The following is an 8,396-nucleotide window of genomic DNA, read 5'->3' on the forward strand; positions in this document are numbered from 1 at the left end:
ACTTTTCCTGTTTTTTATCAATGGTTTGTTTTCAAACAATCTCTAAGTTCAGGCCGCCGCAAAGGCGTGCAGGATGCGCACCCACGACCGGATGCCCTTGTGAAAGGAGACGAGGTCATATTTCTCGTCCGGGGAATGGGCGCGGTCATCATCATGCGCAAACCCGATCAGCAGCGCCGACATGCCAAGGATATTGCGCATATCGGCAGCAACGGGGATGGAACCGCCACAACCGATGGTGACGGCAGGCATGCCCCATTCCGCGCCCAGCGCCGCAAGGGCCGGGCGCAGGCCGGTGGCGTCATCGGCCACGACGCACGCGCCCGACCCGCCATGGGGGGTGAATTCCACGGTGCAATCCGCCGGCAGGGCGGCACGCACATGGCTGCAGAAACTTTCGCGCACGCGCACCGGGTCCTGCCCTGCGACCAGACGGAACGACACCTTGGCCGACGCCATCGCAGGCAGGACCGTCTTGAACCCTTCACCGGTATAGCCACCGCAAATGCCATTGATCTCGAAACTCGGACGGCACCATGTCTGCTCTATGGCGGTGTATCCCGTCTCCCCCGCAGGGTGCGACAGGCCAACTTCGCCAAGGAAGGTCGCGTCATCAGGCGCGATCTCGCGCCAGCGCTGGCGCAGTTCGGGGGCAGGTTCACGCACACCGTCATAAAATCCCGGCAACGTGACGCGACCACTTTCACGATCACGCACAGAAGACAGGATCGTGCACAGCAATTCGATCGGGTTGCGCGCGGCATTGCCGTAAATGCCCGAATGCAGGTCGCGCGTGGCGCATTTCAGGGTCACTTCCTCCCCCACCATGCCACGCAGGGCAGTCGTGATGGCAGGTGTCGCGCCCAGCATGCCGGTATCGCAGATCAGACCGATATCAGCGGCGAGTTCATCGCGGTGCGCCGTCAGGAACGGCACGAGGTTGGGACCACCGCTTTCCTCCTCCCCCTCGATGACGAGGGAGATGCGCACCGGCATCGTACCATGCGTCGCACGGATGGCGCGCAGGGCCTCAATGAAGGTCATGACCTGTCCCTTGTCATCGGACGCACCGCGCGCGACGATCTGGCGCGCACCATCATCGCGCGTCACCATGGTCGGTTCGAACGGGTCGCTGTGCCACAGGTTCAACGGATCAACCGGCTGCACATCGTAATGGCCATAAAACAGGACATGCGGTCCCTGTGGCGGGGTGCGGTCATGGGCGACCACCACCGGATGGCCCGGCGTTTCACACAGGCGCGCGGAAAAACCGATTCCCTCCAGCTCCTGGCACAGCCATTGCGCCGCCGCACGGCAGTCACCCGCATGTTCAGGCCGGGTGGAGACACTGGGAATACGCAGCAGACCGAACAGGCGCGACAGGCTATCGTCAAGGGCGCGATCAACCTGATCGAGCACAGGCGTCAGGTCACTGGGAATTTCGGTCATCAGTCTCTCGGTCCTTGGCTGCTTTGGTTCTGGATGGCGTGTCGGGGGCGCCCCATCGGGCGCAACGCGCGCGACTGTGCGAATGATGCGGTGAAAATGCAATCCCGCCAGGGGACTGACCGGTCATACCCTATGGGACGACGGGGGGACGGGGGGACGGGCACAACACACCATATGCCACGTTATGCCGCATCCAGTTATGCCACATTCAGAAGAACTGTCCCCGCAGGAAGCCCAGCGCCGGCAGCGGACGCCATCCGCGCGGCAGGTCCGCACGGCGCACGGGGCGGATATCATAAACCGGCGCAGGCTGCCCCGACTGCCGCAGGAACGCACGATAGGCCGCGACCTGCTGCATCCGCCATTCGCAATCCGCCAACGCCGCCTGCCGCGTGGCATACAGGCTTGCGACACGCATGCGCCGACCCAGGGTCGCAACCACGCCCCACATCGCGTCATCCCGCCGGGTGGCGGCACCAAAGGCAATGACTTTTCCCATCCCGCCCCTTTCCGCCGCGCGTTTGTGGCAATCCGGTCATCCACGACATCATGTTGCACCAGCGGGATCAAGCTTTCATGCTGTCACAAACATCGTGACCATACTGCCCCGACAGGGTTTTCCTTGCAGGGGAAAATCCTTGACGCTAGGGAAGCGCATCATGATCCGTCTGTTCATCACGCTGCCGTTCGTGCTCGGGCTCATTATCCTGGCTGCCTGCAACCAGGGCTCGACCCCCATGACATGGCTGGAACTGAAATGGGACTCCTCCCCCGGCGTACTGGCGCTGGTGACGGGGGCAGTATTCTATGCGCTGGGTTATGTCTGCGCATGGATCGGGACGTTGGGACAGATCCGCCGCGCCCGCAAGGCGGAACAGCAGGTCCGCACGCTGGAGACCGAAACGGCAACCCTGCGTGCAAGCCTTGCGGCCAATGCCGCGATGGCCGCAACGGCCACTCCCCCATCCGCATATGCTGCCGCACCCATCGCCCCTGCGCAGCCACAGATTACAATTACGCAGGCGCCCACCCCCACCATCCCTGCCCCGCCCCACGACGAAAACAGGACCTGACCCCATGCCCGCAGGCCATACACGCCAGCCCCGCCAGACCCGCCTGATTGTCTCGCTCGACACCAAGGACAGTGGCCAGGCCATCGCATGGCGTGACGCGACCGCGCATGCGTCACCCATGGTCAAGCTGGGGCTGGAGTTTACCTATGCACAGGGGCTTGAGGCCGTGCGCGAGGTCGCAGGCACAAGGCCGCTGTTCCTTGACCTGAAGCTGCATGACATCCCCAACACCGTGGCGTCAGCCATCGGCAGCCTGGCGCGGGTGCGCCCGGCGATGCTGACGATCCATGCATCGGGCGGACGGGCCATGGTGGCTGCCGCGCGCCGGGCGATTGACGAGACCTTTGCCGAAGGGGAACGCCCGCTGCTGCTGGCGGTGACAGTACTGACAAGCCTTGATGACGACGCCCTGCATGAAACCGGGGTCGAGTCGGATGTGGCGGACCAGGTGGTGCGGCTGGGCCGCCTTGCGGTGTCGGCCGGGGCAGACGGGCTGATCTGCTCCCCCCACGAAATCCGCCTGCTGCGCGCGGCACTGGGTGATGAACCGGTATTGGTGGTGCCCGGTATCCGTCCCGCAGGCAGTGCGGTGGGCGATCAGAAACGCATCATGACCCCGGCACAGGCCCACGCGGCAGGCGCGGACTGGATCGTGGTGGGGCGTCCCATCACCCGCGCGCCCGACCCGGCGGCGGCGGCGGCGGCCATCGCGGCGGAACTGTCGGCCTGACCATGACGGTCGGGGTCAAGATCTGCGGCATTACCGATCGCGCGGCACTGGATGCCGCGATGGATGGCGGTGCCCGTTGGGTCGGATTCGTATTTTTTGGCCCCTCGCCGCGCAACATCACCCCCACAATGGCCGCGACATTGGCGGCACGGGTGCCCACTGGCGGGCCGGGGCGGATTGGCCTGTTCGTAAAGCCGACGGATGCGGATATCGAACATGTCCTTGGCACGGTCACGCTTGACGGTTTGCAGGTCTATGCCCCCGAACCGCGCGCCATGGAAATCCGTGCGCGCTTTGGCCTGCCGGTATGGCGGGCGGTCGGGGTCGCAACGCGCGCCGACCTGCCCCACGATACCGGGCTTGACGGGCTTGTCATCGAATCCCGCGCGCCAGCAGGCAGCACGCGCCCCGGCGGTAATGCCGTATGCCTTGACTGGGGCCTGACACATGGATGGCGGCCCCCCGTTGCCTGGATGCTGGCCGGTGGCCTGAACCCCGATAACGTGGCACACGCCATCATGCGCAGCGACGCACCTGCGGTTGACGTCTCCTCCGGCGTGGAAAGCGCGCCGGGGGTGAAATCCCCTGCCCTGATCCGCGCCTTCATCGCATCAGCACATGGCGTCCACCGCACGACAGGCGCGACCTGAGGGACACATGTTTCCACGCTCGCCTTTGTTTCACAACCGCGATGTGGCCGAGGCTTTATGCACAAAAACATCTGGAAAACAGCATACATTGATGAACGCCGTTTGAAAACGCACGGCCAGCATCCCCTATGGAATCATAAAATATTTTGGGGATCTTTTTTAAGAGAGTGTTTGAAAACAGGTCATTGATAAAAAACAAAAGTTTTTGGGTGCTGCCTTTTGATCGAAAAAGGCAGCGTCTTCTGAAGCTTTTTGCAAAAAGCTTCACCAAAAACCTTTATAATTTCAGTGTGTTATCAAGCCTGACTTTTCAGGCAGTCTCTCAAAAACTGTTCCATAATATTGATTTTCAGAAAAACCCGCATCCAGGAACCTGGCCTGTTTTTCGGACAATCCACCCGATCAAAGGCGTTGCCTTTCCAGAAATAAAGGCAACGCCTGGAAATCTTTGCCATATCCTTGTCACCGGTCGGCCCGCAAAAACGCCCTCAGGGATAGGGATAGCCGTAAACCGGTGGTGGTGGAGGGGGCGGCGGCGGATAGGCATAATAAGGATAGGGCGCGGGATACCTGTAGACAGGGTAAGGATAGGGATAGCCATAATAGCGATAGGGTGAAAACGCGCGCCCCATCATCGCCCCGGCCATCATCCCCGCACCGAAACCGCCCCAGCCCCAACCCCAGCCGCCGCCGCGCCAACCGCCGCCCCAGCCACCACCATGCCAGCCACCGCCACCATGCCAGGCATAGGCGGACGGCGCCGGCAATACGCTGACCAGTCCAAGCGACACCGCCAGCACCATTGCAATCCTGCGCATCGACCCAGATCCTTTTTCTTCATCACCCCTTTTGCGGGTGGTGACGCATTACCCCTGCTGCGGGCATGCTCCACGCCCCTGTCGGGACCATCCCGGCGGTGCGTGCGCGTTCATGTCCTGCAAAAGCGTCCTTTTCGCGACGGTTTCATGGCCGCCCGCCATCATTATGTAATACCGCCGCGCGGTTTCACAATGCCGCCCCTAGCCACGCCTTCGCGATGTGCCGTGCCGCGCTGCTCCACCCATCCCCCCAGACGTGACAGCGCATCGCGCAGCGGTCCTTCGGGCATGTCCCCGATCACCACCGGCACAGGCACCGGACGCGGGCGAGGCGGCGGCGGGGTGGGACGAAGGGTAATGTCCTGCAACATCTTCAGCCTGCTGACGACACCCGCACCACACACGCCGTTGATCCGCGCGATCACGACGGGGGCCAGATGCTGCAACTCTGTCGCGACGGGCCCGACGCATGCCACCGTCAACGTCCCGGCCGACAGGCGGCGCGGAACCGTCGCACGGGCCAGTTCCGGCCCCACGATATCAGGCCAGTCCAGCATCACCTGCACGGCGGCGGGCGACTGCTTGCGAAAGGCGGGACGGGTCACGCCCGGCATCAATGCGCCAAGACTGCGCAACCGGCGGGCACGGTACGGGGCCTCCGCCTGCGGTGTGGCGCGGGTGGACCCGGCCGATGCGGGCTGGGGGGCACTGGCGGCGTTCTTTCGCTTGCCCCGTGTCGGTTCCTTCGTCATAAGCGGCCCTGTGTCACCTTCTGCGTCACCTTCTGCTGCCGAACTGTTGCGCTGGTATGACCGGCATCGCCGCACCCTGCCATGGCGTGCCCTGCCGGGGCAAACCGCAAATCCGTATCATGTCTGGCTCAGCGAAATCATGCTGCAGCAGACGACGGTCACTGCCGTCATCCCCTATTTCAAACGCTTCACACACCTGTTCCCGACCGTGCGCGACCTTGCCCGTGCGGACCAGGATACCGTTATGGGGGCGTGGGCGGGACTCGGCTACTATGCCAGGGCGCGAAACCTGCATGCCTGCGCACAGATGGTGGTGCGCGATATGGATGGACGATTCCCCGACACGGTGGAGGGGCTGCGCACATTGCCGGGAATTGGCCCCTATACCGCCGCCGCGATCGCCGCAATCGCGTTCGCCCGTCCCGTTGTGCCGGTTGATGGCAATGTCGAACGTGTCACCACGCGCCTGTTCGCCATGACCGACCCGTTGCCACGCGCGCGCCCCGCCATCGCACGACAGGCGACGCACCTGAATGATGATCCGCTGGCGCATGACCGCCCATCGGATTTCGCACAGGCCCTGTTTGACCTTGGCGCGGGGATCTGCACGCCACGCGCGCCGGCATGCGCGCTGTGCCCGTGGCAGGGCGCATGCGCGGGACTGCGGGAGGGAATCGCCGCCACCCTGCCGCGCAAAATCCCAAAGGCCCCGCGTCCCACCAGGTACGGCATCCATTTTTACATGACCGACGCCAGTGACCACCTGCTGTTGCACCGGCGCGAGGAAAGCGGCCTGCTTGGCGGCACACTGGGCCTGCCGGGGCCGCAATGGCGGGCCGAACGCTGGTCGCGCGACGAAGGCCTGCGCCATGCCCCGCCGGGACGGCCTGCCCCCCACTGGCGTCATGTGGGGGAGGTAAAGCATGTCTTTACCCATTTCACACTGATCGTCGATGTCTATGCGGCGCATGTTACACGCTTCACCAACGCCATCGCGCGTGATGGCGGGCTGGTTTTTCCTGTGGTGCGGCTGGAACAAATGGGTATCGCCTCCCTGATGCGCAAGTGTATTGCGCTGGCGCAGGAGTGCGTGGAATGAAACGAATGTACGGGCCACCCATGGATGGCACTTTTTTCATTGACGCGGACACACCCATCGCGGTTCACTGAAAAACCGCGATGTGGAAAGGGACCGTATCATGACCGTTGTCCAGCTTCTTTCACCGTTTATGCTCGCCCTTTCCGTGGGTGTGGCCGCAGCACTTCACCTTGTGCGCGCCAGGGGCCTCGCCCCACAGGCCCAGCCGGTCCGTGTCCGCAACCGACGCTGATCCCGCCCCTGAAATCACAGAATTCTTGCGCAGTTTCCTAATGAGGCTGTTTGAAAAGTCAGGCGCGACAACACACTGAAATTATAAAGGTTTTTTCTGAAGCTTTTTCTAAAAAGCTTCAGAAAACGCCGTCTTTTTCGATCAAAAGGCGGCACCCTTAAGGTTTGTCATTGCCTATCACAAGGGGATCTGGAAACAGCCCCACGCAGGGCGACGGCATCCTGAAACCGTTGGACAGAACCACCCAAGGAATGCCGCCATATTCCGCAGGATATTCCTGACGCAGGCTTTTGCATAAAGACGTTTCCTCCTGTAGCATAATACCCCCATGACATTCATAACCATCCATCGGGATTCACCGCCCCACACGCCTCGGGTGGGCGTCCTTCTGAGCAACCTCGGAACCCCTGATGGGACGGGATATGCGGCCATTCGCCGCTATCTGGGGGAGTTCCTGTCGGACCGCCGCATCATCGAGGCGAATCCCCTGATCTGGAAGCCGATCCTCAATGCGATCGTGCTGACCTTCCGCCCGCGCAAGACAGGCGCCGCATACCAGCGTATCTGGCACACCGACCGTGATGAAAGCCCGCTGCGTACCTATACCCGCGATCAGGCCGAAGGGTTGGCCGCACGGCTGGCCCCCGATGGAATCAGGGTGGCATGGGGCATGCGCTATGGCACCCCCACAACCGCCAGCGCGCTGCATGACCTGATCCGGCAGGGATGCGATCGTATCCTTATCGCGCCACTTTACCCGCAATACAGCGCCACAACCACCGCCACGGCCAACGACCAGGCATTTCGCGCGTTAATGCGCCTGCGCAACCAGCCGGCGACACGCACGCTACCGCCCTTTCCCGATCATCCGGCCTATATCGCCGCGCTTGCGGCGCGGGTGCGCGAACATCTTGCGACATTGCCCGTCGCGCCACAGAAAATCGTCGCATCCTTTCATGGCCTGCCCAAACAGTATGTGGAAAAAGGCGACCATTATCCCGCCGACTGCGAACGCACGATCGCAGCCCTGCGCACTGCCACGGGATATGATGCGGATACGATGCCGTTGACGTATCAGTCCCGTTTCGGCCCGGCCAAATGGCTGGAACCCTATACCGCGCCGTATATCGAATCCCTGCCCGCACAGGGCGTGACACGGATCGCGGTCATCATGCCGGGCTTTGTCTCTGACTGTATCGAAACGCTGGATGAAATCGGCAATGAAGTGCGTGAAGCCTTCCTTAAGGCTGGGGGCGAAGAACTGACACTGATCCCCTGCCTGAACAACGCCCCGGTTGCGATTGATATGCTTGAAACGCTTATCCGCAACGAATTGCGGGGCTGGACTGACGCACCTGCCACGCCAGAGTGAGGGGACATAAAAAAGGAAGGCATCCCGACCAGTACGGGACGCCTTTCCTTCATGTCAGAACATTTGAAAAAACCGACATGGTAAAGCCTGAATAATAAATGTTTCAGATGTTACCCTTGCACAGACCGGCAATATTTTATCGAAGCTTTAGCAGGCTGTTTAAAACAGTCAGGCTTAATAACATCCTGAAATTATAAAGGTTTTTGGTGAAGCTTTTTCTA

Annotated in this window: 10 protein-coding genes; 6 read left to right on the forward strand and 4 right to left on the reverse strand. The window is 62.0% G+C overall.

All coding sequences use genetic code 11. The annotated features are described in order from the left end of the window. Positions 1–48: 48 nt before the first annotated feature. The gene (locus tag B7G66_RS01200; protein WP_003616960.1) at positions 49–1,449 is read right to left on the reverse strand and encodes a M20/M25/M40 family metallo-hydrolase; all 1,401 of its coding nucleotides are present in this window, start codon (positions 1,447–1,449) and stop codon (positions 49–51) included. Positions 1,450–1,657: 208 nt separating this feature from the next. Next, a complete protein-coding gene (locus B7G66_RS01205) occupies positions 1,658–1,948 on the reverse strand; it encodes a hypothetical protein (RefSeq protein WP_003616958.1) in 291 nt (96 codons plus the stop codon). Positions 1,949–2,108: 160 nt separating this feature from the next. On the opposite strand from B7G66_RS01205, the gene B7G66_RS01210 reads away from it, so the two are divergent. From B7G66_RS01210 to B7G66_RS01220, 3 genes are read left to right on the forward strand one after another with little or no spacing between them, the layout of a single operon-like run. Beyond that, a complete protein-coding gene (locus B7G66_RS01210; protein ID WP_003616957.1) occupies positions 2,109–2,522 on the forward strand; it encodes a LapA family protein in 414 nt (137 codons plus the stop codon). Between the two features lie 4 nt (positions 2,523–2,526). Beyond that, positions 2,527–3,252 (forward strand): orotidine-5'-phosphate decarboxylase, encoded by a 726-nt coding sequence (gene pyrF / locus B7G66_RS01215; protein WP_003616956.1) that lies wholly within the window; start codon positions 2,527–2,529, stop codon positions 3,250–3,252. Between the two features lie 2 nt (positions 3,253–3,254). Then, positions 3,255–3,902, forward strand: coding sequence for a phosphoribosylanthranilate isomerase (locus B7G66_RS01220; RefSeq protein WP_003616955.1), 648 nt, complete (start codon positions 3,255–3,257; stop codon positions 3,900–3,902). A 488-nt stretch (positions 3,903–4,390) separates the two neighbouring features. Here the strand turns inward: B7G66_RS01220 and B7G66_RS01225 are convergent, their stop codons facing one another. Continuing rightward, positions 4,391–4,720 (reverse strand): hypothetical protein, encoded by a 330-nt coding sequence (locus B7G66_RS01225; protein ID WP_040510336.1) that lies wholly within the window; start codon positions 4,718–4,720, stop codon positions 4,391–4,393. Between the two features lie 164 nt (positions 4,721–4,884). Beyond that, positions 4,885–5,334 (reverse strand): DUF721 domain-containing protein, encoded by a 450-nt coding sequence (locus B7G66_RS18585; RefSeq protein ID WP_048858773.1) that lies wholly within the window; start codon positions 5,332–5,334, stop codon positions 4,885–4,887. Positions 5,335–5,482: 148 nt separating this feature from the next. On the opposite strand from B7G66_RS18585, the gene mutY reads away from it, so the two are divergent. From mutY to hemH, 3 genes are all read left to right on the forward strand, one after another. Beyond that, a complete protein-coding gene (gene mutY, locus B7G66_RS01235; protein ID WP_003616950.1) occupies positions 5,483–6,571 on the forward strand; it encodes an A/G-specific adenine glycosylase in 1,089 nt (362 codons plus the stop codon). 100 nt (positions 6,572–6,671) lie between these two features. After that, entirely contained in the window at positions 6,672–6,803 is a 132-nt protein-coding gene (locus tag B7G66_RS18915) for a hypothetical protein (RefSeq protein WP_003616946.1), read from the forward strand. 328 nt (positions 6,804–7,131) lie between these two features. After that, positions 7,132–8,175 carry a ferrochelatase gene (hemH, locus tag B7G66_RS01240; RefSeq protein WP_040510333.1) on the forward strand — a complete coding sequence of 348 codons (1,044 nt, stop codon included), beginning with the start codon at positions 7,132–7,134 and terminating at the stop codon, positions 8,173–8,175. Positions 8,176–8,396: the final 221 nt, after the last annotated feature.

The organism is Novacetimonas hansenii JCM 7643 (assembly GCF_000964405.1).
In the GTDB taxonomy this organism is placed as follows: Bacteria; Pseudomonadota; Alphaproteobacteria; order Acetobacterales; family Acetobacteraceae; genus Novacetimonas; species Novacetimonas hansenii.